Source organism: Cellulomonas endophytica, from assembly GCF_004123805.1.
Lineage (GTDB): Bacteria > Actinomycetota > Actinomycetes > Actinomycetales > Cellulomonadaceae > Cellulomonas > Cellulomonas endophytica.
The window spans coordinates 16430-40917 of record NZ_RWJX01000015.1 but is presented as its reverse complement, the minus strand read 5'-3'; the positions used below and the strand labels follow the sequence as shown (position 1 = coordinate 40917).

28 protein-coding genes are annotated in these 24488 nt (G+C 77.8%); 17 read left to right on the top strand and 11 right to left on the bottom strand.

Annotation, left to right across the window (positions count from 1 at the left end; genetic code table 11):
* Nucleotides 1-41: 41 nt before the first annotated feature.
* Nucleotides 42-428 carry a hypothetical protein gene (locus EJA20_RS06675; protein WP_129337380.1) on the bottom strand — a complete coding sequence of 129 codons (387 nt, stop codon included), beginning with the start codon at nucleotides 426-428 and terminating at the stop codon, nucleotides 42-44.
* Between the two features lie 59 nt (nucleotides 429-487).
* Nucleotides 488-985: a hypothetical protein gene (locus EJA20_RS06670; protein ID WP_129337379.1), complete on the bottom strand. Its 498-nt coding sequence runs from the start codon at nucleotides 983-985 to the stop codon at nucleotides 488-490.
* A 107-nt stretch (nucleotides 986-1092) separates the two neighbouring features.
* Here EJA20_RS06670 and EJA20_RS06665 point away from each other — a divergent pair, with 107 nt between their 5' ends.
* From EJA20_RS06665 to EJA20_RS06640, 6 genes are all read left to right on the top strand, one after another.
* A complete protein-coding gene (locus EJA20_RS06665) occupies nucleotides 1093-1944 on the top strand; it encodes a UbiA family prenyltransferase (protein ID WP_240675130.1) in 852 nt (283 codons plus the stop codon).
* A 65-nt stretch (nucleotides 1945-2009) separates the two neighbouring features.
* Nucleotides 2010-3059 carry a type III polyketide synthase gene (locus EJA20_RS06660; protein ID WP_129337378.1) on the top strand — a complete coding sequence of 350 codons (1050 nt, stop codon included), beginning with the start codon at nucleotides 2010-2012 and terminating at the stop codon, nucleotides 3057-3059.
* 1 nt (nucleotide 3060) lies between these two features.
* On the top strand, nucleotides 3061-3681 hold the full coding sequence (locus tag EJA20_RS06655) for an isoprenylcysteine carboxylmethyltransferase family protein (RefSeq protein WP_129337377.1): 621 nt from the start codon (nucleotides 3061-3063) through the stop codon (nucleotides 3679-3681).
* On the top strand, nucleotides 3678-4730 hold the full coding sequence (locus tag EJA20_RS06650; protein WP_129337376.1) for an NAD(P)/FAD-dependent oxidoreductase: 1053 nt from the start codon (nucleotides 3678-3680) through the stop codon (nucleotides 4728-4730). Before EJA20_RS06655 ends, EJA20_RS06650 begins: the two co-directional genes overlap by 4 nt.
* A gap of 736 nt (nucleotides 4731-5466) precedes the next feature.
* A complete protein-coding gene (locus EJA20_RS06645) occupies nucleotides 5467-5736 on the top strand; it encodes an acylphosphatase (protein WP_129337375.1) in 270 nt (89 codons plus the stop codon).
* Between the two features lie 100 nt (nucleotides 5737-5836).
* Nucleotides 5837-6355 carry a mycothiol transferase gene (locus EJA20_RS06640; RefSeq protein ID WP_129337374.1) on the top strand — a complete coding sequence of 173 codons (519 nt, stop codon included), beginning with the start codon at nucleotides 5837-5839 and terminating at the stop codon, nucleotides 6353-6355.
* A gap of 87 nt (nucleotides 6356-6442) precedes the next feature.
* Here the strand turns inward: EJA20_RS06640 and gndA are convergent, their stop codons facing one another.
* Together gndA and EJA20_RS06630 are read right to left on the bottom strand one after the other, a co-directional pair.
* A complete protein-coding gene (gndA, locus tag EJA20_RS06635; RefSeq protein ID WP_129337373.1) occupies nucleotides 6443-7894 on the bottom strand; it encodes an NADP-dependent phosphogluconate dehydrogenase in 1452 nt (483 codons plus the stop codon).
* 185 nt (nucleotides 7895-8079) lie between these two features.
* The gene (locus tag EJA20_RS06630) at nucleotides 8080-8913 is read right to left on the bottom strand and encodes an aldo/keto reductase (RefSeq protein WP_129337372.1); all 834 of its coding nucleotides are present in this window, start codon (nucleotides 8911-8913) and stop codon (nucleotides 8080-8082) included.
* Between the two features lie 190 nt (nucleotides 8914-9103).
* On the opposite strand from EJA20_RS06630, the gene EJA20_RS06625 reads away from it, so the two are divergent.
* Entirely contained in the window at nucleotides 9104-9706 is a 603-nt protein-coding gene (locus tag EJA20_RS06625) for a DinB family protein (RefSeq protein WP_129337371.1), read from the top strand.
* Nucleotides 9703-10572, top strand: a complete 870-nt coding sequence (locus tag EJA20_RS06620; RefSeq protein ID WP_129337370.1) for an inositol monophosphatase family protein — start codon at nucleotides 9703-9705, stop codon at nucleotides 10570-10572. The genes EJA20_RS06625 and EJA20_RS06620 overlap by 4 nt, the downstream gene beginning before the upstream one ends.
* 64 nt (nucleotides 10573-10636) lie before the next feature.
* Here EJA20_RS06620 and EJA20_RS06615 read toward each other — a convergent pair whose 3' ends face one another.
* Genes EJA20_RS06615 through EJA20_RS06605 form a run of 3 tightly spaced genes read right to left on the bottom strand, consistent with a single transcriptional unit; the run spans nucleotide 10637 to nucleotide 13864 of the window.
* Nucleotides 10637-11536, bottom strand: coding sequence for an ABC transporter permease (locus EJA20_RS06615; protein ID WP_129337369.1), 900 nt, complete (start codon nucleotides 11534-11536; stop codon nucleotides 10637-10639).
* Entirely contained in the window at nucleotides 11523-12551 is a 1029-nt protein-coding gene (locus tag EJA20_RS06610; protein ID WP_129337408.1) for an ABC transporter ATP-binding protein, read from the bottom strand. Before EJA20_RS06610 ends, EJA20_RS06615 begins: the two co-directional genes overlap by 14 nt.
* 5 nt (nucleotides 12552-12556) lie before the next feature.
* Nucleotides 12557-13864, bottom strand: a complete 1308-nt coding sequence (locus EJA20_RS06605; protein ID WP_129337368.1) for a LolA family protein — start codon at nucleotides 13862-13864, stop codon at nucleotides 12557-12559.
* Between the two features lie 155 nt (nucleotides 13865-14019).
* On the opposite strand from EJA20_RS06605, the gene EJA20_RS06600 reads away from it, so the two are divergent.
* From EJA20_RS06600 to EJA20_RS06580, 5 genes are all read left to right on the top strand, one after another.
* The gene (locus tag EJA20_RS06600; protein ID WP_129337367.1) at nucleotides 14020-14673 is read left to right on the top strand and encodes a response regulator transcription factor; all 654 of its coding nucleotides are present in this window, start codon (nucleotides 14020-14022) and stop codon (nucleotides 14671-14673) included.
* Nucleotides 14674-14686: 13 nt separating this feature from the next.
* A complete protein-coding gene (locus tag EJA20_RS06595) occupies nucleotides 14687-16126 on the top strand; it encodes an ATP-binding protein (protein WP_129337407.1) in 1440 nt (479 codons plus the stop codon).
* Nucleotides 16123-16335 (top strand): hypervirulence associated TUDOR domain-containing protein, encoded by a 213-nt coding sequence (locus EJA20_RS06590; RefSeq protein WP_129337366.1) that lies wholly within the window; start codon nucleotides 16123-16125, stop codon nucleotides 16333-16335. Before EJA20_RS06595 ends, EJA20_RS06590 begins: the two co-directional genes overlap by 4 nt.
* Nucleotides 16336-16345: 10 nt before the next feature.
* A complete protein-coding gene (locus EJA20_RS06585) occupies nucleotides 16346-17158 on the top strand; it encodes an esterase/lipase family protein (protein ID WP_205687401.1) in 813 nt (270 codons plus the stop codon).
* Nucleotides 17159-17275: 117 nt separating this feature from the next.
* The gene (locus tag EJA20_RS06580) at nucleotides 17276-18112 is read left to right on the top strand and encodes an alpha/beta fold hydrolase (RefSeq protein ID WP_129337365.1); all 837 of its coding nucleotides are present in this window, start codon (nucleotides 17276-17278) and stop codon (nucleotides 18110-18112) included.
* Nucleotides 18113-18174: 62 nt separating this feature from the next.
* Here EJA20_RS06580 and mtnN read toward each other — a convergent pair whose 3' ends face one another.
* Complete coding sequence (gene mtnN, locus EJA20_RS06575) at nucleotides 18175-18939, bottom strand: 5'-methylthioadenosine/S-adenosylhomocysteine nucleosidase (protein ID WP_240675128.1); 765 nt, start codon at nucleotides 18937-18939, stop codon at nucleotides 18175-18177.
* The gene (locus tag EJA20_RS06570) at nucleotides 18936-19436 is read right to left on the bottom strand and encodes an S-ribosylhomocysteine lyase (RefSeq protein ID WP_129337364.1); all 501 of its coding nucleotides are present in this window, start codon (nucleotides 19434-19436) and stop codon (nucleotides 18936-18938) included. The genes mtnN and EJA20_RS06570 overlap by 4 nt, the downstream gene beginning before the upstream one ends.
* Nucleotides 19437-19490: 54 nt before the next feature.
* On the opposite strand from EJA20_RS06570, the gene EJA20_RS06565 reads away from it, so the two are divergent.
* From EJA20_RS06565 to EJA20_RS19415, 4 genes are all read left to right on the top strand, one after another.
* Nucleotides 19491-20756 carry an MFS transporter gene (locus tag EJA20_RS06565; RefSeq protein ID WP_129337363.1) on the top strand — a complete coding sequence of 422 codons (1266 nt, stop codon included), beginning with the start codon at nucleotides 19491-19493 and terminating at the stop codon, nucleotides 20754-20756.
* 197 nt (nucleotides 20757-20953) lie between these two features.
* The gene (locus EJA20_RS06560; protein WP_129337362.1) at nucleotides 20954-21835 is read left to right on the top strand and encodes a hypothetical protein; all 882 of its coding nucleotides are present in this window, start codon (nucleotides 20954-20956) and stop codon (nucleotides 21833-21835) included.
* A 122-nt stretch (nucleotides 21836-21957) separates the two neighbouring features.
* A complete protein-coding gene (locus EJA20_RS06555) occupies nucleotides 21958-22380 on the top strand; it encodes a ChaB family protein (RefSeq protein ID WP_129337405.1) in 423 nt (140 codons plus the stop codon).
* 30 nt (nucleotides 22381-22410) lie between these two features.
* On the top strand, nucleotides 22411-23043 hold the full coding sequence (locus EJA20_RS19415; protein WP_240675127.1) for a DnaJ family domain-containing protein: 633 nt from the start codon (nucleotides 22411-22413) through the stop codon (nucleotides 23041-23043).
* A 12-nt stretch (nucleotides 23044-23055) separates the two neighbouring features.
* On the opposite strand, the gene EJA20_RS06545 is transcribed toward EJA20_RS19415, so the two are convergent.
* Entirely contained in the window at nucleotides 23056-24045 is a 990-nt protein-coding gene (locus EJA20_RS06545) for a DNA-3-methyladenine glycosylase family protein (protein WP_240675125.1), read from the bottom strand.
* Complete coding sequence (locus EJA20_RS06540; RefSeq protein WP_129337361.1) at nucleotides 24042-24413, bottom strand: RNA-binding S4 domain-containing protein; 372 nt, start codon at nucleotides 24411-24413, stop codon at nucleotides 24042-24044. The genes EJA20_RS06545 and EJA20_RS06540 overlap by 4 nt, the downstream gene beginning before the upstream one ends.
* Between the last annotated feature and the right edge of the window lie 75 nt (nucleotides 24414-24488).

The following is a 24488-nucleotide window of genomic DNA, read 5'->3' as shown; positions in this document are numbered from 1 at the left end:
CGTCCCCTGGGCGCAGCCTCCACGGGCCGGTGAGGAGGGCCTCAGGGAGCGAGGGCGACGAGGAGCGCGCACACCGCCAGGACGAGCGAGACGGGCGTCATGACGGCGCGCTCGGCCGGGCTGCGCGAGATCGCGTTGAGCAGCACCCCGAGCGTGAAGTACCCGACGAGGACCCAGGCGCCGACGCGCACGACGCCCTCCGGCAGCGGCGTGGCGACGACCCCGGCCCGGTCCAGGAGCACCGCGGCCAGCAGGGCGTAGACCACGACGGACACCGCGCTGCCCACGCGCAGGCCCGTCGGGAGCCGACCCGCGTGCCCGCCGCCCCAGACGAGCCGCCCCCACGGGGCACCGCCGGCGAGCGCGGCCTGGAGGACGGCGAGCGCGGCGAGGACGACGGTGGCCAGGACGGCGGCGACGGTGGGCACGGCCGCACCCTAGGGGCGCGGGCGGTGCCGCCGGGCCGCGGTCGAGGACCGGGCGCGTCTCAGACGGCCGGGCCGGCCGGGCGGGCGCCGCTGAGGTCGACCTCGACGTGCGCGGCACCGCCGGCCAGCGCGAGGTCGACGAGCCGCGCGCCGGGCACCTGGCGGTCCAGGGCCCGCTGCACGTGCACGACGAGCAGCGGCTCCTCCGTGCCGCGCCGCACCTCGACGAGGTCCCCGAGCCCGCGCTGGCGCAGGATGCCCGTGAGCGTGGTCGAGAGCATGTTCGCCAGGGTGTGCAGCGGCAGGGCCCGGGCGTGGGAGGTGATGGCGAAGGTCGCGTCGCCGTCGGCGAGCCCGACCCAGCGCACGACGACCTCGACGGGACCGGCCAGCGACGCGGCGAACCGCACCGCGCCGGACAGCCCGGGGACGCCCTGCGGGTCGACGCGCAGCGCCACCCCGTCGTCGGTCGGGGCGGCGCCCACGACGAAGGACGGGAGCCTCCCCGAGGAGCGGGCGGCGTCGAGCGCCTCGGTCAGGGGGAGCCGGACCTGCACGGGGACCTCCGGGGCGACGGGTGGTGGTGACGGGCCGGCGACGGCGCGACGGCTCCGGGTCCACCCTGGCAGGATGACGGCCGGCGCGCCCGCGCCCGCAGGGGCAGGTGCCCGGAGGGCAGGTGGCGGTGCCGGTGGGGGTGGCGGTGCGCAGGCTGCACGGGCTCGTCGCGGCGACCCACCCCCTGCCCGCCGCGGCCGTCACGGCCTTCGCGGTGGCGTACGCGCTCGGCGTCGGGCTGGGCGCACGGGCTCTCGCGGTGGGAGTCGCCGTGCTGGCCGGCCAGCTGAGCATCGGGTGGTCCAACGACTGGATCGACGCGGGGCGCGACGTCGCCGTCGGGCGGGCCGACAAGCCCGTCGTCGCCGGCGAGGTGACGGCGCCGCTCCTGCGCACCGCGGCGCTCGCCGCCCTCGTCGTCGCGGTGCCGCTGTCCCTGGCGCTCGGGGTGCGCGCGGGCCTGGCGCACCTCGTCGTCGTGGCGGGCGGCTGGGCCTACAACGCCGGTCTCAAGGCGACCGTGTGGTCGTGGCTGCCCTACGCGGTGGCCTTCGGCACCCTGCCGTCGGTCGCCACGGTCGCGCTCCCCGGGGGCTCGCCGGCCCCGGCCGCCACGACCGCCGCCGCCGCGCTGCTCGGGGTCGGCGCGCACCTGGCCAACGTGCTCCCCGACCTCGACGACGACGCCGCCACCGGCGTCCGCGGGCTGCCGCACCGGCTGGGCCGGCGGCGGGCGCTGCTCGCGACCGTCGCGCTGCTGCTGGCGGCCGTGCTCCTCGTCGCGCTGGCCCCCGCCGGGGCGCCGGGGCCGCTCGCCCTCGCCGGGCTCGTCGGCGCCGCGGCCCTCACGGCCTGGTGCGTGCTCGAGGCCGTGCGTCGCCCCGGGGGACGCCGCCCCTTCACCGCGGCGATGGCGGTGGCCGGGATCGCCGTCGTGCTCCTCGTCGCCGGCGGCTGAGGAGCGGCCCGCGTCCGCGCGCGCCCCGGCGGCGGTGCGGCGTGTCGCGTGCGAGCATCCGGGGCATGTCCCGGATCGCGGCGGTGGCCACGGCGCTGCCCGAGCACGTGCACCCGCAGGCGGAGATCACCGAGGAGATCGCGGGGCTGCTGACGTCGGACCCCCGCCGGCTGGCCCTCCTGCGCCGCGTGCACGCCTCGGCCGGCGTCCGGACGCGCCACCTCGCGCTGCCCCTGGAGAAGTACGCCGCCGTGCAGTCCTTCACGGAGGCCAACGACCTGTTCCTGCGCGAGGGGCTGGAGCTCGCCGAGCGCGCGGTGCGGGACGCCCTCGACGCCGCCGGCCTGCGCCCCGCCGACGTCGACCACCTCGTCTTCACCACCGTCACCGGCGTGCACGCCCCGTCCCTCGACGCGCTCGTCGCGCAGCGGCTCGGGATGCGGCCGGACCTGCGCCGCTGGCCGGGGTTCGGCCTGGGCTGCGTCGGCGGGGCCGCCGGGCTCGCCCGCGTCGACGACCTGCTCGCGGGGCACCCGGACCACGTCGCCGTGCTGCTGTGCGTCGAGCTCTGCTCCCTCACGCTCCAGCACGGTGACGACTCGACGGCGAACCTCGTCGCGAGCGGGCTGTTCGGCGACGGGGTCGCGGCGGCCGTGGTGGTCGGCGACGGGCACGGCGCGGGCCCCGGGCCGGACCTGGTCGGGACGCACCGGGCCCTCTACCCGGGGACGGCCGACGCGCTCGGCTGGTCCGTCGGCTCCTCGGGCCTGCGGATCGTGCTGTCGGGGGGCATGGCCGACGTCGTCGCGCAGCACGTGGGCGACGACGTGGCGGCGCTGCTGGCCCCCCTGGGCGCGACGGTCCCCGACGTCGACGCCTGGGTGGCCCACCCCGGCGGCCCCCGGATCCTCGACGCCGTGGGGGACGCGCTGGGCCTGCCCGACCACGCGCTCGCGACGAGCCGTGCCTCCCTCGCCGCCGCCGGGAACCTGTCCTCGGCCGCGGTGCTCCACGTGCTCGCGGCGACGGACGCGGCCCCGGGCGACCTCGGCGTCCTCCTGGCGTTCGGGCCCGGGGTCACCGCCGAGCTCGTCGCGCTGCGCTGGGGGTCCTGAGATGTCGTCCGTCCTGCTGTTCGACCTGCTCGTCGCCGCGGCGGCCGCGGAGCGGCTCGTCGAGATGGTGGTCTCCCGGCGGCACGCCGCCTGGGCCTTCGCGCACGGCGGCACCGAGCACGGCCGGGGCCACTTCCCCGCCATGGTCGCGCTGCACACCGCGTGGCTGATCGGGTGCGTCGTCGAGGTGCACGCGGCCGACCGGCCGTTCGTGCCCGCCGTGGGCTGGGTGGCGCTCGCCGGGGTCCTGCTCGCCAACGCCGTCCGGTGGTGGTGCATCGCCTCGCTCGGCGAGCGCTGGAACACCCGCATCGTCGTGGTGCCCGGCCTGCCGCTCGTGACGCGCGGGCCCTACCGGTTCCGGTGGCTGCCGCACCCGAACTACCTCGTGGTCGTCCTCGAGCTCGCGGCGCTGCCCCTGGTGCACGGCGCGTGGGTGACGGCCCTCGTGGCGTCCGTGCTCAACGCGGTGCTGCTGCTCGGGTTCCGCATCCCGGCGGAGGAGCGCGCGCTGCGCGAGGCGGTGGCGGCACCCGCCGCACCCGCCGCACCCGCCGCACCGGTCGGCCCGGTCGGCCCGGTCGGCCCGGTCGGGCCGCCGTCCTCGACGGCACGGCCGTGACCCCGCGTCCCGACGTCGACGTGCTCGTCGTCGGCGGCGGCCCCGTCGGGCTGGCAGCGGCGCTGGAGGCGCACGCGGCGGGCCGGTCCGTGCTCGTCGTGGAGCCCCGCCAAGGCCCCGTCGACAAGGCGTGCGGCGAGGGACTCATGCCCGGGGCCGTCGCGGGTCTGGCGCGCCTGGGGGTCGACCCGCCCGGCCGCCGGCTGGCGGGCATCGCCTACGTCGGCGGCACCCGGCGCGCGGAGCACCGCTTCGCCGGGCCGGGCGGACGGGGCGTGCGCCGCACCGTCCTGGCCGCCGCCCTGGGCGACCGTGTCGCGGAGCGGGGGATCGAGCGGCGGGCCGGGCGCGTGACCGGGATCGAGCAGGGTCCCGACGGCGTGCGCCTGGCCGGGCCGGGGGTCGACGGTCTCACCGCAGGCTGGGTGCTCGCGTGCGACGGGCTGCACTCGACCGTGCGCCGGCTGGCGGGCCTGGAGGTGCCGGAGCGGCCCCGAGCCGTCGGTCGCCGGCGCTACGGCCTCCGCCGCCACTACCGCCTCGCGCCGTGGACGGACCTCGTCGAGGTGCACTGGGGCCGGGACGTCGAGGCCTACGTGACGCCCGTGGCGCCGGACCTCGTCGGGGTCGCGGTGCTCGGGCCCGCGCCCCTGGACCTCGACCGGGCGCTGCAGGGCCTGCCGGAGCTGGCGGGCCGGCTCGCCGGTGCCGAGCACGACGGCCCGGTGCGCGGCGCCGGGCCGCTGCGGCAGCGCACCCGGGCCCGGACGGCGGGACGGGTGCGGCTCGTCGGCGACGCCTCGGGGTACGTCGACGCGCTCACGGGCGAGGGGCTGCGCCTCGGGCTGGCGCAGGCGCACGCCGCCGTCGCGCACCTGGAGGACCCGCACGCCTACGAGCGGGCGTGGTCCGCCGCGACCCGCGACTACCGGGCGCTGACGACGACGCTGGTCGCCGTGGCCACCTCGCCGCTGCGGGGCGCGCTCGTCCCGGCGGCGGTGCGGGCGCCGTGGCTGTTCGCCGCCGGCGTCGAGCGCCTCGCGGTCTGACGCCCCACCCTCCCGATCCACCCCGCCGTCCCGCCCGGCCCTCCCGCCCCGCCGTCCCGCCCGGCCCTCCCGCCCCGCCGTCCCGCCCGGCCCTCCCGCCCCGCCCTCCCGCCCGGCCCTCCCGGCCCTCCCGGCCCTCCCGCCCGGCCCTCCCGTCCCGCCTCGTCGCGTCCGCTCCGCCGGATCCGCTCGGCGTCGCACTCCGCCGTCGGTGACGCACCTGGAGGTGCGACGGCGACGGAGAAGTGCGACGCCGACGCCGTCCTGCCGGTGGGGCACCGAGCCCTCCCCGACCCCCCGCGTGCTCCGCGACGCACCGCGCCCCCACGGCGCGCCGGATCGTGCGCGTCGCCCCCGCCCCTCGGGCCCGCCCCGCCGCCCCGTCCCGCCTCGTCGCGTCCGCACCGTCGGACCGGGGGTCGGCGTCGCACTCCGCCGTCGGTGACGCACCTGGAGGTGCGACGGCGACGGGAGAGTGCGACGCCGACGTGCGGAGGGGCGGCGGAGGGGCGGCGGAGGGGCGGCGGCGGGGCGGCGGCGGGGCGGCGGCCGGGCGGCGGCGGGGGTGTGCACCCCGGGCGCGGGCTGCCACGATGGCGGGGTCGGGCGGCGTCCGTGCCGTCCGCGGCGACGGCGCCGCGCGGCGGCCGGCAGGGGAGGGGTGGGCACCCGTGGACGAGGGGCGGAGCCGGGCAGGGGACGAGGGGCGCGCGACGGGTGCCGCGGCGGTCGCACCGTGATCCGGCGCCGGGTCGTCGCCACGGGGGCCGTGCAGGGCGTCGGCTTCCGCTGGTCGGCGGCGCGCGAGGCCGAGCAGCACTCCGTGAGCGGGTGGGTGCGCAACCGCAGCGACGGCACGGTGGAGGCCTCCCTCGAGGGCGAGGAGCACGCCGTGTGCGCGGTGCTCGCCTGGTTCCGCGAGGGCCCGCCGGGGGCGCGCGTGGACGACCTCGACGTCCGGGAGGACGAGCCCCAGGGCATCTCGGGCTTCGTCGTCCAGGACTGACCGCTGCCGCCGGCGCCGGTCCTGCGGCCGCCGCCGGGACGTGTGACGGTGGGCCGACGGCGGGGCACCGGGCCGCGCCGACCGGACCGGAGGGGTGCGCATGCGGGCGTCGGACGTGCTGGTGGAGGGGTTCGGCCGGGTGGGGCCGCTGCTGCGGGCGGCGGTCGAGGGTCTCGACGAGGAGGGCCTCGCCTGGCGGCCCGACCCGTCGGCGAACACGGTGGCGTGGCTCGTGTGGCACGCCGCCCGGGGGCAGGACGCGCAGGTGGCGCCGCTGGCCGGCACGGAGGAGCTGTGGACGTCCCAGGGCTGGGCCGCCCGGGCGGGCCTGCCCTTCGACGACGCCGAGACGGGGTACGGCCAGTCCGCCGACGAGGTCGCGCGGGTCCGCGTCGACCCCGACGTGCTGCTCGGCTACGTCGACGCGGTCGGCGCCGCCACGGCCGCCTACCTCGTGCGGCTGGAGGACGACGACCTCGACGTCGTCGTCGACGAGGCCTGGGACCCGCCGGTCACCCTGGGCGTCCGGCTCGTGAGCATCCTCGACGACGACGTCCAGCACGCCGGCCAGGCCGCCTACGTGCGCGGCCTCCTCGACCGGGCCCGCGCGGGGCGCTGAGGACGGGCGGCGGGACGGGCGAGGGGCCCGGCGGACGTGCCGCCGGGCCCCTCGTCGTGCGTCCTGCGCTGCGTCGGGCGTCCCGACTCAGGCGTCCTGCTCCGTGCGGTCGCCGGACCAGTCCGTGTGGAAGGTGCCCTCGACGTCCGTGCGCCGGTAGGTGTGCGCGCCGAAGAAGTCGCGCTGCGCCTGGATGAGCGCGGCGGGCAGCCGCTCGGCGCGCACGCCGTCGTAGTACGCGAGCGAGGACGAGAACGCGGGGGTCGGCACGCCGTGCGTGGCGGCCGCCGCGACGATGCGCCGCCAGGCCGCCACGCCGTCGGACACGGCCGCGGTGAAGTACGGGTCGGCCAGGAGCAGGGGCAGCTCGCGGTCGCGCTCGTAGGCCTCGGTGATCCGGTTGAGGAAGCGGGCGCGGATGATGCAGCCGCCGCGCCAGATGCGCGCCATGGCCCCGCGGTCGATGTCCCACCCGAACTCGGCCGACGCCGCGGCGATCTGGTCGAAGCCCTGCGAGTAGGCCACGACCTTGGACGCGTAGAGCGCCTTGCGGACGTCCTCGACGAACGCGTCGCGGTCCGGGACGCTCCAGGGCTGCGTGTCCGCGGGCAGCGTGCCGACGGCGGCGGCGCGCTGCGGGGCGGACCCGGACAGGGCGCGCGCGAAGGTGGCCTCCGCGATGCCCGTGATCGGCACGCCGAGGTCCAGGGCGTTCTGCACCGTCCAGCGGCCGGTGCCCTTCTGCTCGGCCGCGTCGGCCACGACGTCCACGAACGCGCCGCCGGTGCGGGCGTCGGTGTGGTGGAGCACGTCGGCGGTGATCTCGATGAGGAAGGACTCGAGGTCGCCGGTGTTCCACTCGGCGAACACGTCGCCGATCTCCTGCGCCGAGGCGCCCAGGCCCTGGCGGAGCAGGTCGTAGGCCTCCGCGATGAGCTGCATGTCGGCGTACTCGATGCCGTTGTGCACCATCTTGACGAAGTGGCCGGCGCCGCCGGGACCGACGTGCGTGCAGCAGGGGACGCCGTCGACCTTCGCCGAGATCGCCTCGAGGATCGGGCCGAGGGACGCGTAGGACTCGGGGGTGCCGCCGGGCATGATCGACGGGCCGAGGAGCGCGCCCTCCTCGCCGCCCGAGACGCCGGACCCGACGAAGTGCAGGCCCTTCTCCGACAGCGCCCGCTCGCGGCGGATCGTGTCCGGGAAGTGCGCGTTGCCGGCGTCGACGACGATGTCGCCCGGCTCCAGCAGCGGCACGAGCTCGTCGATGACGGCGTCCGTCGGGCCGCCGGCCTTCACCATGACGACGACCTTGCGCGGCTTCGCCAGCGAGGCGACGAAGCCCTCCAACGACTCCGAGGCGACGAACGTCCCCTCGTCCCCGTGGTCCGCGACGAGCGACCGGGTGCGGGCGTTCGAGCGGTTGTGGACCGCCGTGACGAAGCCGTGACGGGCGAAGTTGCGTGCCAGGTTGCGGCCCATCACGGCCAGCCCGGTCACGCCGATCTCCGCCTCGCCGACCTGCGGCTCGGTGCTCATCCTCGTGCGTCTCCTCCGGTCGGGGCCGGACGCGGGCGCGTCCGGTGGCCGGGGACGCCGGACGCCCCCGAGCGTCGCCAGTCTGTCGCACGACGGCCCCGGCGTCGGTCGCCGTCCGCCAGGCGGCACGACGAGGGGGGACGGCCACCGGCGTCCGGCGGCGTCCCCCCTCGTCGTGCGGCGCCTCAGGGCACGTAGTTGAACGTGTCCGGGTCGGGACCGGTGCGCTGCCCGCGGTCGAGCGCGGTGAGCGAGGCCATGGCGACCTCGTCGAGCTCGAAGTCGAACAGGGCGAAGTTCTCCTCCACCCGGGCACGGGTGACGGACTTGGGGAAGACGATGTCGCCGCGCTGGAGGTGCCAGCGCAGCACGACCTGCGCCGGCGTGCGGCCGACGCCCTCCGCGACGCGCACGACCGCCGGGTCGTCGAGCACGAGGCCCTGCGCGATCGGGGACCACGCCTCCGTGGCGATGCCGTGCTCGCGGCCGAAGGCCCGGACCTCCTCGTTGCCGAGGTAGGGGTGGACCTCGATCTGGTTGACCGCCGGCGTGATCGTGGTCTCCGCCATGAGCCGGTTGAGGTGGTGGACCTGGAAGTTCGAGACGCCGATCGCGCGGGCCCGGCCGCTGCGGTAGATCTCCTCCATCGCGCGCCAGGTCTCGACGAAGTCGCCGACGCCGGGCAGCGGCCAGTGGACGAGGAACAGGTCGACGTGGCCGAGGTCGAGCGCGGCCGTCGTGCGCTCGAAGGCGGCGAGCGCAGCCTCGGGGTCGTGGCTGTCGTTGTTGAGCTTGCTCGTGACGAAGACCTCGTCGCGCGCCAGGCCCGAGGCCCGGACCGCCTCGCCGACGCCCGCCTCGTTGCCGTACATCTGCGCGGTGTCGATGTGGCGGTAGCCGACCTCGAGGGCGGTCGCCGTCGCGGCGGCCGTCTCCTCCGGCGGGACCTGGAACACGCCGAACCCGAGCTGCGGGATCCTGACGCCGTTGTTGAGGGTGATCGTCGGTACGGCGGCCATGCGGGCGTCCTCCTGCGGTGGTGGTGGTGCGGGGGTGCGCGGCCGGGGGACGGGTCCTGCCCGGCGCGGCGCGCCCGTCCATCAGACACCGCCCGGCGGCCCGGCGCCCGTCGGCGGACGGGGCTTGACGCCGGCGCACGCCGGGCGGTTGGCTGGCCGAACACGTGTTCGAGAGGGAGGTCCGTCCACGATGAGCGAGATCCCGCCGGAGACGTTCCTGCCGACCGCCCGGGCCATGGTCATCGCGCAGCTGGAGTACGCGTGGGCGGAGGTGTCCGCACGGCTGGCCACCCTCTCGCAGGAGGAGCTCGACCGGGAGCCGGCCCCCGGCGCGCTGCGCGTCGTGCGGCGCGGCCAGGAGCGGCAGCCGCGCACGGTCGGGGCGGGGGACTGGGTCGCGGAGTGGCCGCAGGGGTACGACGAGCCGCTGCCGCGGACGATCGGCTGGCTCGTCGCCCACCTCACCGAGGTGTTCGGCGAGCGCCGGGAGTGGACGTTCGGGGAGCACCGACGCCGCCGCGAGGAGTTCGTCCTGCACGGGGAGGTGCGGGCCGCGGTGGCCGGGCTGACGCACGAGGTCGACGCGTGGCGGGCGGGGGTGCGCGCGCTGGGCGACGAGGACGTGTTCACCGTCGGCCGCAGCACCGCGACGCCGATCGACGCGCAGGCGCCCTTCGGCCACCTCGTGCTGCACCTCAACCGGGAGCTCATCCACCACGGGTCGGAGATCTGCGTGCTCACGGACCTGTACCGGGCGGCCCCGCGGCCCGCAGACGGCATGCTGGGGGCGTGACCTCCGCCCTGCCGCCCGCGTCCGCCCCGACCGCCACCGACCTGGACCTCGACCTCGCGCTGCGCGTCGCCCGGGACGCCGTCCGCCACGGCCTGGGGATGGCGCGGACGGCGTCCTCCCGGGAGGTCGTCGTGCAGAAGGCCGTCAACGACGTCGCCACCGAGGTCGACCGGGCCGTGGAGCTCGCGGTGCGCGACCTGCTCGTCGCCGGGCTGCCGCTGCCCGTGCAGGGCGAGGAGCACACGCCCGACGAGACCTCCCCGACGCGCTGGGTGGTCGACCCGATCGACGGCACGTCGAACTACGTCGTCGGCCTGCCCCTCTCGGCCGTGAACGTCGCGCTGCTCGTCGACGGCGTCCCCGCGCTCGGGGTGACGGCCGCGCTGGCGCCCGCCGCCGACGGCTCACCCGGCGAGGACGAGGTCGCCGCCGCCCGCGGGCGCGGGGTGTGGCGCGGCGAGGAGCGGCTGGGGGTGCGGGGCGGGCTCGAGGGCGCCGCCGTCACGGTCGGCGACGTGGGCTGGGTGCCGCGCGGGCCGTGGACGCCGCCGCTCCGCGCGGCGGTCATCGGCGCCGTCGGCCAGGTGGCGGGCCGCATCCGCGTCGTCGGGTCCTCCGCGCTGGAGCTCGCCTGGGTCGCGGCGGGACGGACCGCCGGCGCCGTGCTGTTCGGCAACAAGGCGTGGGACGTCGCCGCCGGGGTGGCGCAGGTGCGCGAGGCCGGCGGTGTGGTGCTCGACGCCCACGGGGCGGAGTGGTCGCTGGCGAGCGACTCCCTCCTCGCCGCCGCCGACGAGGACGTCGCGGCGACCCTGCTCGACGCCGTCCGCTCGGGCCGGCGGGCGGCGGGCGCACCGACGTCCTGATCCTGCGCACCGGCGCGGGGGTCACCTCCGCGCCGGCCGCCCGCGCGGGACCGGCCAGGACGCGTCAGGACGTGACGTCGGCGGTGGTGAAGCGGCTCCACGCCAGCGCGCCGAAGACGAGCGCCCAGGCCGCCTGGAGGCCGAGGCCCGAGGCGAGCACGTCCCAGCCGATCTCGATCCGGAGGAACTCGGCGAAGTCGAACCAGTGGTGGGTGAGCAGCACGGGGTGGATGGCGGACAGCTGCGGGAGGCTGTCGAGCACCGTGGACACCACGGGCACGACGACGGTCGCCGCCATGGCGCCGACGGGCACCTCCGTCAGGGTGGAGAAGAACAGCCCCACGGCCACGAGCCCGATGAACGACAGGCCCACGTAGAGGACGACGCCGAGGACCCGCAGCAGGCCGTCGCCCACGGGCACGACGTCGCCGGACAGGAGCGTCAGCGGCGCCACGCCGAAGAACGCGGCCCCGGTGACGAGCGCGACCGCCGCGATGCCGGCGACGGCCGTCGCCGCGAACACGAGCGCGCCGACCGCCTTGACGAGCAGCAGCCGCGACCGGCCCACGGGCACGACGAGCAGGTAGCGCAGGGTGCCGGTGGCGGCCTCGCCGGCGATGGCGTCCCCCGAGGCGATGCCGATGCACAGGGGCAGCAGGAAGGGCAGGCACACGAAGACCGAGGCCACGACGAGGAAGAGCCCGTTGCCGGTGACCTCGCCGATGAACCCCGGCCCCTGGTCGCGCAGCGCGCTGTCCTGCGTGAGCCGGACGACGAGCCCCAGCACCAGCGGCACGAGCGCGAGCCCGCCCAGCAGCGCCTGGTTGCGCCGCCGCCCCAGCACGAGCCGCAGCTCGGCGACCAGGAGGCGGGCCAGCGACCCGCGCAGCGCCGGGGCCGGCGGGAGGTCGCCGTAGCCCGTGCCCGGCTCGAGCAGGGCGCCCGGTGCGTCAGCGCGCGACATCGAAGCCCTCCCCGGTGAGCTCGACGAAGACCTGCTCGAGGGTCGGCCGCCGCACGGCGAGCGCAGCGACGTCGACCCCGGCCCCGACGAGGGCGGCGGTCACGCGGGCCGGGTCCGTGGCGCCCAGGGCGGCGCCCACGCGGTCCCCCGCGACGCGGACCTCGGGCAGGCCGAGGGCGGCGAGCACCTCCGCGGCCCGCACGACGTGCGCCGGGACGGTGTCGACCTCCACCCGCGCCTGCGCCGGGTCGGCGATGTCGGTCCGCCGGCCCTGCCGCACGAGCCGGCCGCCGCTCATGATCCCGATGTGGCTGCACACCTGCTCGATCTCCGTGAGCAGGTGCGAGGAGACGAGCACGGTCGTCCCGTCCGCGGCGAGCTCGCGCACGAGGTGGCGGACCTCGCGGGTGCCCTGCGGGTCCAGGCCGTTCGTCGGCTCGTCGAGCACGAGCAGGGCGCGCGGGCGCAGGAGCGCCGCCGCGAGCCCGAGGCGCTGCTTCATGCCGAGCGAGTACTGCCGGAAGCGCTTGTCGGCGGCGGCCGCGAGCCCGACGCGCTCGAGCGCCTCGTCCGTGCGGCGCGCGAGCGTGCGCGGGTCCGTGGTGGCGTCGGCGGCGTCGACGCGTGCCAGGTTCGCCCGGCCCGACAGGTAGGGCTGGAAGCCCGGCCCCTCGACGAGGGCACCGACGTGCGGGAGCACCCGGCCGGCGGCCTGCGGCACGGGGTGCCCGAGCACCCACGCCTGGCCGCTCGTGGGGCGCACGAGGCCGAGGAGCATGCGGATCGTCGTGGTCTTGCCGGACCCGTTGGGGCCGAGGAACCCGTAGACAGCGCCCCGGGGCACGGCGAGGTCGACGTGGTCGACCGCCACCTGGCCGGACCGGAACCGCTTCGTCAGCCCGTCCGTGGCGACCGCGAAGGCCCCCGGGGGGGCCTCCGTCGTCGTCGCCGACCGCGCCGCCGGCGACGACCCGGCGACCCGCTCGCGCGGGTCGTCGCGTGCCGCCGTGCGCAGGTCCGTCACGCGAGGTCGAGCAGCGTCTGCGGCGGCACGGCGCCGACGAGCACCCGCCCGTCGTCGGTGACCAGGACGCTCAGCAGCGTCGAGGTGAGCAGGCGGCCGCCCTCGACCTCGGTCGTCAGCGTCTCGTACAGGGTGGCGGCGTCGAGGTCGACGGCGGTGCGGCCCTGCTCGTCCGTGGGACGGAACTGCTCGACGAGGTCCTGAGCGCGCTCGCTGCCGATCGTCAGCGGCGAGACCTGCTCGACGAGGGCGGCCGGGTCCGCGGCGAGCAGCCCGGGGACGTCGACACCGCTGATCGTGGCGACCGCGTCCCACCCGGTGCCGGAGACGTCGACGCCGGGCGTCGGGGCCCCGGCGGTCGCCGGCCGGTCCATGCTCGAGGGGACGACGACCTCCTCCACCTGCGTGTCGGCGGGCGGCGTGAAGCCGAGGACCGCGTCGGACGGGGCGGCGAAGCTGACGTCGGTGAAGGTGAGCTCGAGCGCCGGCGCCGCCTCGTCCTGCGTGCTCCAGACCTGGACGCGCAGCGGCACGAAGGTGGAGCCGTCGACGTCGAGCACGACCCGGTCGACGAGGGTGCCGTCGGAGGTCGGTGTGACGACGACCTCGTACGCGGCGCGGTCGGCCACCGTGCTCTGCCCCGTCACCTCGACGGTGGCCGAGAGCTCGGCGGCGGCGAGCGCCGCGCGGGCGGCGGCCGCCGGCGTGGGCAGCGAGCCGTCGACGGAGGGGGCCAGCTCGGCCAGCACCTCGTCGGGCAGCTGCGCGGCGAGGTCCTCGGGCAGGGCCGTGGGGGCGCCGGCCGGCAGCGGGGCGTCGAGGGTGCCGTCGGCGAGGTCGGCGGCCATCGCCTCGTAGCGCGCCTGGCCCTCGGCGTCGAGGACGTAGTGCGTCGCGGTGCCGCTCGTGCTGGAGAAGGTCCACGCCTCGGGCCCGTCGTGGACCACGGAGTACTCCGACACCGTGCCGAGGAGGGCCACCCGGGAGCGCTCCGCGCCGTCGCTCCACACGCGCATCGTCGAGCTGCCGCCGAGCAGGGCCGTCGGGTCGGCGCCCGAGACCTCGGCGATCGGCAGGGACGGCAGCCCCAGACGGGCGGTGTAGACGACCGTGCCGGAGACGGGCGTGCGCTCGGCCTCGGCCACCGCCGCCACGAGCTCCTGCGCCGTCAGGCCGGGCAGCTCCGAGGAGTCGGCGGCGGCCAGGCGGGGGGCGGCGACGGCCCCGGCGACCACCACGGCGGCGACCACCGGGACGGCCCAGCGGGCGCGGGGGGAGAGGGGCGGCAGGACGGTCGACGGCATGCGCCCAGCCTCCCCTCCTGGCACTGTGCGACGCCTGAGACCTGCGGCGTCACCCCCCATCCTGGCCCTCCCCGACCCCTCGCGCACACCCCCGGCGCACCCGGCGGACGGCACGGCGACGGGCGGACCCCCGGGACGGGTGCCATGCTGCGCGGGTGCGGGTCCTGGTGGTCGACGACGAACGCGGGCTGCTCCGTGCCCTCCAGCGCGGGCTGACGGCGGAGGGCTTCGCGGTGGACGTCGCGATGGACGGGCTCACGGGCCTGCAGATGGCCACGGACCGGGACTACGACGTCGTCGTCGTCGACATCATGCTGCCGCGCCTCAACGGCTACGACGTGGTGACGAGGCTGCGCGAGCGCGAGGTGTGGACGCCCGTCCTGCTGCTCAGCGCGAAGGACGGCGACTACGACGTGGCCGACGGGCTCGACGTCGGGGCCGACGACTACCTCACGAAGCCGTTCTCCTTCGTCGTCCTCGTGGCCCGGCTGCGCGCCCTCGTGCGCCGGCCCGTCGCGCCGCGGCCCGCCGTGCTGCGGGTCGGCGAGCTCGTGCTCGACCCGAGCGCCCGGACCGTGACGAAGGGCGGCACGGAGGTCGAGCTCACGGCGCGCGAGCTCGCGCTGCTCGAGTACCTCATGCGGAACGCGGACCGGGTCGTGGGCAAGCTCGAGCTGCGCGACCACGTCTGGGACGGGCAGGGCGAGGACGTCAACGTCGTCGAGGTCTACGTGGGCTACCTGCGCCGCAAGCTCGGCCGCGAGGCCGTCACGACCATCCGGGGGGCCGGGTACCGGGTGGCGGGGTGACCGCCCCGTGAGGATGACCCGCCCCTCGTCGCTGCGGGTCCGGCTCACGATCGTCACCGCCGCGCTGCTGTGCCTGGCGCTCGTCGGCGGCGCCATCGCCCTGGGGCAGGTGCTCACCCGTGGGCGCGTCGGTGCCCTCGACGAGATCGTCCGCGACCGGGTGGCCGGCGTCGGGGCGCTCGTCGCGGAGGACCGGCTGCCCGCGACCCTGCCCGTCGACGAGCCCGGCGAGGTCGTCCAGGTGCTCGACGCCGCCGGCCGTGTCGTGGCGACGTCCTCCAACGCCTCCCGGACGCTGCCCGTGCTGCCCGCCGAGGAGGTCGCGGGCGTGCGGGAGGGGTCCGGCGGGCCGGCGGGGTCGGTGGCGCTGGCGACGAGCACCGTCTCGGCCTACGACCCCGAGGCGCGCGTCGGGGTGCTCGACGTGCCCGGCGCCCCGGACGGCCCCCGGACCGTGGTGGCGACGATGCCGCTCACGGAGGTGCGCGGCCTGCTGCGGGCGCTGCAGTTCTCCCTGCTCGGGATCGTCCCGGTGCTCACCACGATGGTGGCGGTCGGGGTGTGGCTCGTGCTCGGACGGGCCCTGGGCCCCGTCGACGGGCTGCGTCGCGCCGCCGCCCAGGTCGCCGCGACGGGCGGGCCGGGCTCGCTGCCCGTGCCGCCCGTCGACGACGAGATCGCGGCGCTGGCGCGCACCCTCAACGACATGCTCGACCGCCTCGACGCGGCGGCCGTGCGGCAGCGGGCCTTCGTCGCCGACGCCGCCCACGAGCTGCGCTCCCCGCTGTCGTCGCTGCGCGCGACGGTCGAGGTCGCCTCCGACGAACGCAGCGGCTACACGGGCCCGGAGCTCGCGCAGGACCTGCACGGCGAGGTCCTGCGGATGCAGACCCTCGTCGACGACCTGCTCCTGCTCGCCCGCCTCGGCTCCGCCCCGCGTGCCCGTGCGGGGGTCGACCTGGCGGCCGTGGCGCGCGACGGCGTCTCGGCGGCGGGGCAGCCCGCGCGGGACGGTCTCGTGCCCGTGGCCCCCGTCCGGGGGGCCGGGAGGGCGCAGGGCGACGCCCCGTCCCTCGCCCGCGTGGTGCGCAACCTCGTCGAGAACGCGCGCCGGCACGCCACCACCACCGTGCAGGTCACCGTCGCCCCGGGCCGGGTGGACGTGGAGGACGACGGGCACGGCATCGCCCCCGAGGACCGCGACCGCGTCTTCGAGCGGTTCGTGCGGCTCGACGAGGCGCGCGAGCGCGGCGCCGGCGGCTCCGGGCTGGGGCTCGCGATCGCCCGGGAGGTCGCCCGCGAGCACGGCGGCGACGTGGTGCTGGGCAGCTCGGGGCTCGGCGGCCTGAGGGCCTCCCTCGTGCTCCCGGTCGCGGACGCCGAGGTCCCGGGCGAGCCTGGGGAGGACGCGGAGGCCACGGGGCCCCGCCGGACGGCCCGGGAGGACGCATGAGCGACGAGCTGCACAAGGGCGACGAGGTCACCTGGAAGAGCCACGGCCAGACCGTGCCGGGGACGGTGGAGAAGAAGATCACCTCCGACACGGAGGCGGCGGGCCGCACGGTGCGCGCGTCGGGGGACGACCCCCAGTACCTGGTCAAGAGCGAGAAGTCCGGCAAGGAGGCGGTGCACAAGCCGTCGGCCCTGCACGAGAAGGGCTGACCGGAGCCGCGTGGGCACGCACCTGCCGTCCACCCGCGCCGCCGGCGGCACCGGGTCCGCCGGCGCGGCGCCCGGCCGGCGCCTCCCGCTGCGCGAGGTCCTGCGCCGGGGGGCCGCGTGGGCCGCGGACTACGCCTGGATCGTCGACCGGCAGGCCCGCGCGCTCCTGCGGCCGCCGGCGGCGGACCGGTGGTCCGACGGGCCCGGCGCCCCCGTGCTCCTCGTCCCGGGCATCTACGAGACCTGGGGCGTCATGGCCCCCCTGGCGCAGGCCCTGCACTCCGCCGGCCACCCCGTGCACGCCGTCCCGTCGCTCGGCTTCAACGAGGGCGACCTGGCGTGGTCGGCCGGGCAGGTCGCGGACCGGCTCGCGGAGCTCGACCTGCGCGGCGCCGTGCTGGTGGCGCACTCGAAGGGCGGCCTCATCGGCAAGCTGGCCCTCACCCTGCCCCGGACGGGGGGGCGGGCGGTGGGGCTCGTCGCCGTGAACACGCCGTTCGCCGGCTCGTCGTACGCGCGGTGGTTCCCCCTGCGGGCCGTGCGGGCGCTGTCCCCGCGGGACCCGCACCTGCTCGCGCTCGCCGCGCAGCTGCCGGTGAACGCCCGCGTGGTCACCGTCCACTCCCGGTTCGACCCGCACGTGCCGGGGGACCAGCGGCTCGAGGGGGCGGTGGACGTGCCCCTGCCCGTCGACGGGCACTTCCGGGTGCTGTCCTCGCCGCTGGTGCACCGGGAGGTCGCGCACGCCGTGGGCACGCTGGCGGAGGCGGCGCGGGTCTCGCCGGGCGGCCCGCGGCTCGCGGAGGGGACGGCAGGGCACTGACGCGTCGACGGCGTGGCCCCCGTCCGCCGTCCGTGTGATCTGCGCCCGCCGCGGTGCGCGGGCCCGGGTCGCACGGCAGGGTGGGCCGTCCGCCCGAGCCCCGTGGAGGACCAGCCGATGCCCCGCGCCCTCAAGGTCACCGACCTGCCGTCCGGCCTGACGATCCGCGTCGACCGGTTCCGGCACCGCGGCGTCTCGATGCGCGTGTGGACGATGGACGTGCCGGCCCTGCGGGGGACGGAGCCCGGCCGCCGGCACGACACGGTGCTCGTCCACGGGCTCGGGGTGAGCTCGGAGTACCTCCAGCCCCTGGCGCTGCGGCTCGTCACGCTCGGGACGGTCCACCTGCTCGACCTCCCCGGCTTCGCCTACGTGCCCCGCCCGTCGGGCCGGGCCACCTTCGGCATGGGCGACTTCGCCGACGTCGTGCTGGCCTGGCTGCGGCGGGCCGAGGTCGAGCGACCCGTGCTCGTGGGCCACTCCTTCGGCGCGCAGGTGCTCGTCGAGGCGCTGGCGCGCAGGCCCGGGGCGGCGACGCACGCCGTGCTGGTGGGGCCGACGGTGAACGACGAGGAGCGCTCCTCCCGGGCCCAGGTGGCGCGGCTCCTGCAGTCGTCGGTGTTCGAGTCGCACTCCACCCGGGCGGTCGTGCTGCACGCCTACCGGCAGTGCCGGCTCGGCTGGGCGCGGGTGGTGCTGCCCGCCATGGTGGAGCACCCCGTGGAGGAGCGGATCGCGCAGGTCCCCGTGCCGCTGCTGCTCGTGCGCGGGACGCACGACCACGTCGTCCCCGAGCACTGGGTCGAGCGGCTCGCGGCGGCCGCGCCCGACGCCCGGGTCGAGGTCGTGGAGGGCGCCTCGCACGCCGTGGTCCTCGACCACGCGGAGCGGCTGGCCGAGCTCGTCCGCGAGCACGTGCGGGGGACCGCGGGCGTGGGGAGCCCGGCGGCCTGAGGGAGCACGGCGGCCTGAGGGCGCCCGCCGGCAGGTGGCACCCCGGCGGGGCGGGCCGCCGGTCAGCCGGCCGGCACCGCCGCGGGATCGTCGTGGAGGCCGGCCCCGGCCAGGAGCACGTGGGCGAGCGCCTCCACGACGACGCGCGCCGAGCGCTCGGCGGCGTCGTCGACGTGCGTGAGGAAGTCGTCGTCCGCCGCCGGCCCGCACAGGTCGGACACGCCCCGCACCCCGAGGAACCGGGCGCCGGCCAGGTGCGCCACCTGCGCCAGGGCGGCGGTCTCCATGTCGGTGGTGAGGGCGCCGGGGAAGGCGGCCCGCACGGCCCCGACCCGCTCGGCGTCGACGAACGCGTCGCCGGAGACCATGAGACCGGTCCGGACACGGAGGTCGGGCACGGGGGCGGCCAGCGCGGCCGCCGCGAGGGACGGGTCGGCGACGAAGCGCTCCGGCATCCCGGGCACCTGCCCGAGCGCGTAGCCGAAGGCGCGCACGTCCGCCTGCGCCAGCGCGGTCTCGTGGGCCACGACGACGTCGCCCACCCGGACGTCGGCGCCGAGGCCGCCGGCGCTGCCCGCGCTCACGAGCACGGGGGCGCCGGTCCGCTCCAGGGCCACCGCGGCGGCCGAGGCGGCGGCGACGAGGCCGATGCCCGAGCGCACGAGCAGCACCGGCACCCCGCGCACCCGGACCAGGTGCGTCGGTGCGTGCAGCACCGTGCCGGTGTCCACCACGTCGTCGGCGCGCGCGAGGAAGGGCGCGGCCTCGTCGGGCATGGCGACGACGACGACCGCCGCCACCGCGCCCAGCGGGGACGCGACGCTCACGCGCCCTCCGCCGTCACCGTCGCCCAGCCGTCCCGGCCCGCGAGGAACGTGCGCGCCGCCTCCTGGGCGCCGTCCAGGGTGTGGTGCGCGCCCCAGCCGCACTGGACCTCGTTCGCGGCCGGCACCTCCGACGCCCCGAGGACGTCCCGGAGCGTCGTCTCGACGAGGCCCAGGACCTCGTCGTACGCCGGCTCGCCGGAGAGGATGAGGTAGAAGCCCGTCTGGCAGCCCATGGGGGAGAAGTCGACGACGGCGTCGGAGTGGTCGCGCACGTGCTCCGCGAACAGGTGCTCGAGGGAGTGGACGGCGTCCATCTCCAGGTGCGCCCGGTTCGGCTGCGTGAAGCGCAGGTCGTACTTCACGAGCACGTCGCCGTGGGGGAGGGTCTTCCGGTCGGCGAGCCGCACGTAGGGCGCCTGCACCGTGCGGTGGTCGAGGTTGAAGGACTCGACGTTGCGGCGGGGGGCCTCGGCGGTGCCGGGACGGGTCTCGGTCATGGCGCCATCCTCGCACCGGCCGGGACGGCGCCGCCGGTGGGACGATGGGCGGCGATGCCCCCCGCACCCGCCCGCCGGCGCCCGCCGTTCCTGTCCTCGCGCGCGCTGCTCGCCGTGCTCGTCCCCGCCCTGGCGTTCGAGACCGGCATCGGCGCGGTCACGCCCATGGTTGCGGTCCGGGCCGGGGACCTGGGCGCCGACCTCGCGACGGCCGGCGTCCTCGCCGCGCTGCTCGGCCTCGGCCAGCTCGCCGGCGACCTGCCCGCCGGGGCGCTCGCCGCCCGGGTCGGCGACCGCCGCGCGATGCTGCTGGCCGCCGCGTGGTCGGCGGTGTCCCTCGCCGGGTGCGCGCTGGCCACGGACCTCGTCGTCCTCGGCGCGTGCGTGCTGGCGACCGGCATGGCCAACGCCGTCTTCCTCCTCGCGCGGCACAGCCACCTCACGGAGGTGACGCCCGTGGAGTACCGCGCACGGGCGCTCTCGACGCTCGGCGGCGTCGGGCGCATCGGCGTCTTCGTCGGGCCGTTCCTCGGCGCGGGTGTCGTGCACCTGTCCTCGACGGTCGGCGCCTTCTGGCTCGCCGTCGCCATCACGCTGCTCACCGCCGTGCTCGTCGCCCTCGTGCCCGACGTGGCGCCGGCGGGGGACGCGGGCCCGCGCCCGGGCCGCGGGCGGGGGGCGCAGGTGCGGCTCCGCGTCGTGGTGCGCGAGCACGCGCGCCTGTTCGCGTCGCTGGGGATCGCCGTGCTGCTCGTCGGGGCGGTGCGCGGCTCCCGGCAGGTGCTGCTGCCCCTGTGGGGCGAGCACCTGGGCCTGGAGGCCTCGACCATCGCGGTCGTCTACGGGCTGTCGGGTGCGCTCGACGCCGCGGTGTTCTACCCCGCCGGCATCGTCATGGACCGGCGGGGCCGGCTGGCGGTCGGCGTGCCGTCCATGCTCGCGATGGCCGCCGCGATGCTCGCCCTGCCGGTGGCGACGAGCCTGCCGACGTTCGCGGTCCTCGCAGCGCTGCTGGGGCTGGGCAACGGGCTGAGCTCGGGCATCCTCATGACGCTCGGCGCGGACGTCGCGCCGGCGGCGGTGCGCTCGCAGTTCCTCGGCGTCTGGCGCCTCTTCCAGGACGCGGGCACGGGTGGCGGGCCGCTCCTCGTCAGTGCCGGCGCCGCGCTCGGCAGCCTCGCGGCCGGGGCGCTGAGCATGGGCGTCGTCGGGCTGCTCGCCACGGCGGCCCTCGTCCTCACGGTGCCGCGCTGGTCCGTCCACGCGTCGCGCGGCACCCGGGTGGCGGCCGGCCTCGCCCCGGACGGCCGCCCGGCCTGACGTGCCCGGCGCGCGGCGCGCGGCCCGCGCGGCACGTCGGACGGTCGACGCCCCGGGCTCCGACACCCGGGCGGCTGGTCCCCGGCACCCGCCCCTCGTGCCGCCCCCGGCCGTGGCGTTCCGCGCAGACACGGCCCCGGGTTGCCGATGGTGCCGTCGAGCGCGTGCCCCGCGCGCCGGAGACCAGGAGGACCCGCATGACCGTCCGTCGCCTCGCCGCCCTGCTGCTGGCGGTCGCGCCCGCGCTCGTCGCGCTCGCCGCGCCCGCGCTCGCGGCCCCCGCGGGCGCCGCCGGCGCCCCGTCCGCCGTCGTCCACCCCGCCGTCGCGGACGCCGAGGAGGACGGTCCCCGGGTCGCGGCCGACGGGGCGGCCGGCTGGGTCGCCGAGGGCTACTACCTCGTCCGCGCGACGGGCTCGGTCTGGTACGTCGACCCGGCCGCGGACGCGGCCTACACGCTGACGTTCCAGGAGTGGGCCGAGGACGGGTTCCCCGCACCGCAGCCGGCGCCGACGGACTACGTCCGCTACCCCTGGTCCCCAGGCATCAGCGCCGTGACCTTCTTCGGCCCCGAGCGCGACCAGTGGGCGTGGGACCACCTGGACCTCGGGCAGTGGTTGCGGGCCGGCGCCCCGGCGCCCCGCAGCGCCGGATGGGTGGAGGGCTCGGACTTCTACACGTTCGGGCAGGTCTGGACGATCCACGGGTGGGCGCCGGCGGAGGGATTCGTGCAGGACCCGTCGGGGGTCCGCCACAAGCTCACGCTCGCCCAGTGGCGGGACGCCGGCGAGCCCGACCTCCGCCTGCGTCACGACCGCGTGGTGCAGGTCGGGTGGGGCGGTGTCGCCCTCCCCGAGCTGCTGCTCGTGGACGGGGCCGGGCACCGCGTGATGACCTGGACGGACTGGGCGGCGGAGGACTTCCCGCGCCCGACCCGCGAGGGGCGCGTGCCGGGCGACTCCGTGTGGCGGCACGCCGGGCTGCCGGTGATCTACTACTCGAACGCCGCGCGGACCGTGCCGCTGGAGCACCTCCACTGGGTCTTCTTCCTCGGCTCGCCCGCTCCCGAGGTCCGCTGACACACCGGTGCCGGCGCCGCGGGCGCTGGTGCCGTGCGGGGGGCGGTGCGGCGGCGCAGGATGGTGGCACCGGCCGCAGCGGCCGGGGGCCTCGTGGCCCGGGGTCGGCGGAGGGGGCGGCAGTGCCGAAGACGACGAAGAGCGGGCGGCCGATCCCCGACGAGCTGCCGAGCACCCTCCAGCGCTCGGACGCCCACGCCCAGGCCACGTTCGCGAAGACCCACGACTCCGCGCTCGAGAGCTACGACGGCGACGAGCGGCGGGCCAACCAGGTCGCCTTCGCTGCGGTGAAGCACTCCTACGAGAAGGTGGGCGACCACTGGGAGCCGAAGGAGGAGAAGGGCCCGTCGGACCCGCAGGCGGAGGGCGGTGCGGGCACGGACCGCCAGACCCACGGCGGCGTGGACGCGAACGCCTCGAAGGCGCACCTCCAGGAGCTGGCGAAGCGCCTCGCCGTGCCCGGACGCTCGCGGATGACGAAGGACGAGCTCGTGGAGGGCATCCGCAGGGCCAACGACCGCGAGACCCGCCGCGCGCGCGGCTGACGCGACGGCAGGGGGAGGGGCGAGCAGGGCGTGGCGTGGTGGCGGGGCCGGGCCCGGCGGGACGACGAGGCGCGCGACGCGACGGGGGCGCTGCGGGACCCCAGGAGGTCGGTGGCGCAGTACCTCGTCGACCTGGAGGTCGAGCGCGACCGCCGGGAGGCGGCCGACGAGGGTCGGCGTGCCACGGAGGACGGCGGCACGGGTGACGGGATCCCCGACGACGGCCGTGACCGGCCCGGCCTGTCCGGGCAGGGTCCCCTGCCGGCCCGGGGGCGGATGGCCGACCGGGCGCAGTGGGTCGACCGGGTGGTCGACGACGCCATCGCGCGCGGCGAGTTCGACGGCCTGCCGCTGACGGGCCGTCCCATCCCCGGCCTGACGGGCACGCACGACCCCGACTGGTGGCTCAAGGGCCTCGTCGAGCGGGAGGGGCTGACGGGCGTGCTGCCCGAGGCCCTGCAGCTGCGGACGGACAGCGGGCGCCTGCACGAGCGCCTGGACGCCGAGCCCTACGAGCCGCGGGTGCGGGAGATCCTCGAGGAGTTCAACGCGCGCGTGGTCGAGGCACGGCGCCAGCTCCTGGGCGGGCCCCCGGTCGTCACCCCGCTGCGGGACGTGGAGGCCGAGGTCGCCGCCTGGCGCGAGCGTCGCGCGCGGCGGTGACGCCGGGCCCCCTCAGCGCAGGGGCCTCGCCCGCGGCGACCGGGGCCCGAACCGCGGGGCGCGGGCCGCCGCCGTGATCTCGAGCAGCCGCACCACGCGGTGGCGGTGCGGGCGCCACGGCTCGAGCAGGCGCACCATCCCGGGGTCGTCGGTGCGCTCGCCGGTGAGCGCCCACCCGACGAGGTGCGCCAGGTGGTAGTCGCCCACGGACACGGCGTCCGTGTCGCCCAGCACCCGGCAGGCCGTCTCGGCGACCGTCCACTCGCCGATCCCGCGCACGGTGAGCAGCCGCCTCCGCGCTTCCGCGACGGGGAGGTCGACGGCCTCCTGGAGCCGGTCGGCCACGGCCATCGCCCGGCGCACGGTGCCCGCCCGCGCCTCCTCCACGCCGGCCGCGCGCCACTCCCACACGGGCAGGTCGCGCCAGGTCGCCGCGGGCGGGGGCACGCGCATCCCCTCGGGGGCCGGGCCCGGGGCGGGCAGGCCGTGCCGCCGCACCAGCCGGCACCACGACGCCTTCGCGTCGAGGCCGACGACGCGCTGCTCGAGGATCGCGGGCACGAGGGACTCGACGAGGTTCGCGCTGCGGGGCACGCGCAGCCCGGGCAGGCGACGGTGCGCCGCGTGCACGAGCGGGTGCAGGTGGGCGGGCAGGCCGTGCGAGGCGTCCCGGGCGCCGAGGAGGTCCGGCACGCCGGCGACCGCATGCTCCGCCCCGGGTCCCCACGCGTGGACCCGGACGCCGTGCCGGGTGGTCTCCAGCCGCCTCGTCGCCGGGCCGGCCGGGGTGAGCGTGGCCTGCCAGAGGGCGCCGTCGGGTGCCACACGCCAGGCCGGGTCCGCGGCGCCGCGGCGCAGGAGCGCGGTCGTCCGGCGCACGTCGAGCGGGTGGTCCGGCGCGTAGAGCGCCTCCCGGGGCGCGGCGTCGTCCGGCCGATCGGCGTCGGCCCGGTCGGCGGCGGGTCCGGCCGGGCGGGCGAGGGGCAGGGGCTCGGCGGTCACCGGCCGCGCAGCCGATCGATCTCGCGCCGCTCGCGCTTCGTCGGGCGCCCCGCACCCCGGTCCCGCTGCGCCGCCACGGCCGTGTGCTCCTTCGGCGGCGGGGCGGGGGAGCGGTCGAGGTAGCAGCCCACCGCGACGGCGGCGCCGACCCGCTTGACCACGAGGCGCTGGACGACGAGGACGCGCTCGCGGTCGCCCACGCGCGCCCGCACCTCGTCACCGGGGACGACCATCGTCGCGGGCTTGGCGCGCTCGCCGTTGATCCGGACGTGCCCCCCGCGGCAGGCGGCGCCTGCGGCCGAGCGCGTGGCGAAGAGGCGGACCGCCCACGTCCACGCGTCCACCCGCGCCCGCGTCACCTCGACCACGCCCCGCAGCCTCTCACGCGCCGCCGACACGCCCTCCGGGCGCCGCCCGCCCGGGCGCACGGCCGCCGACCCTGC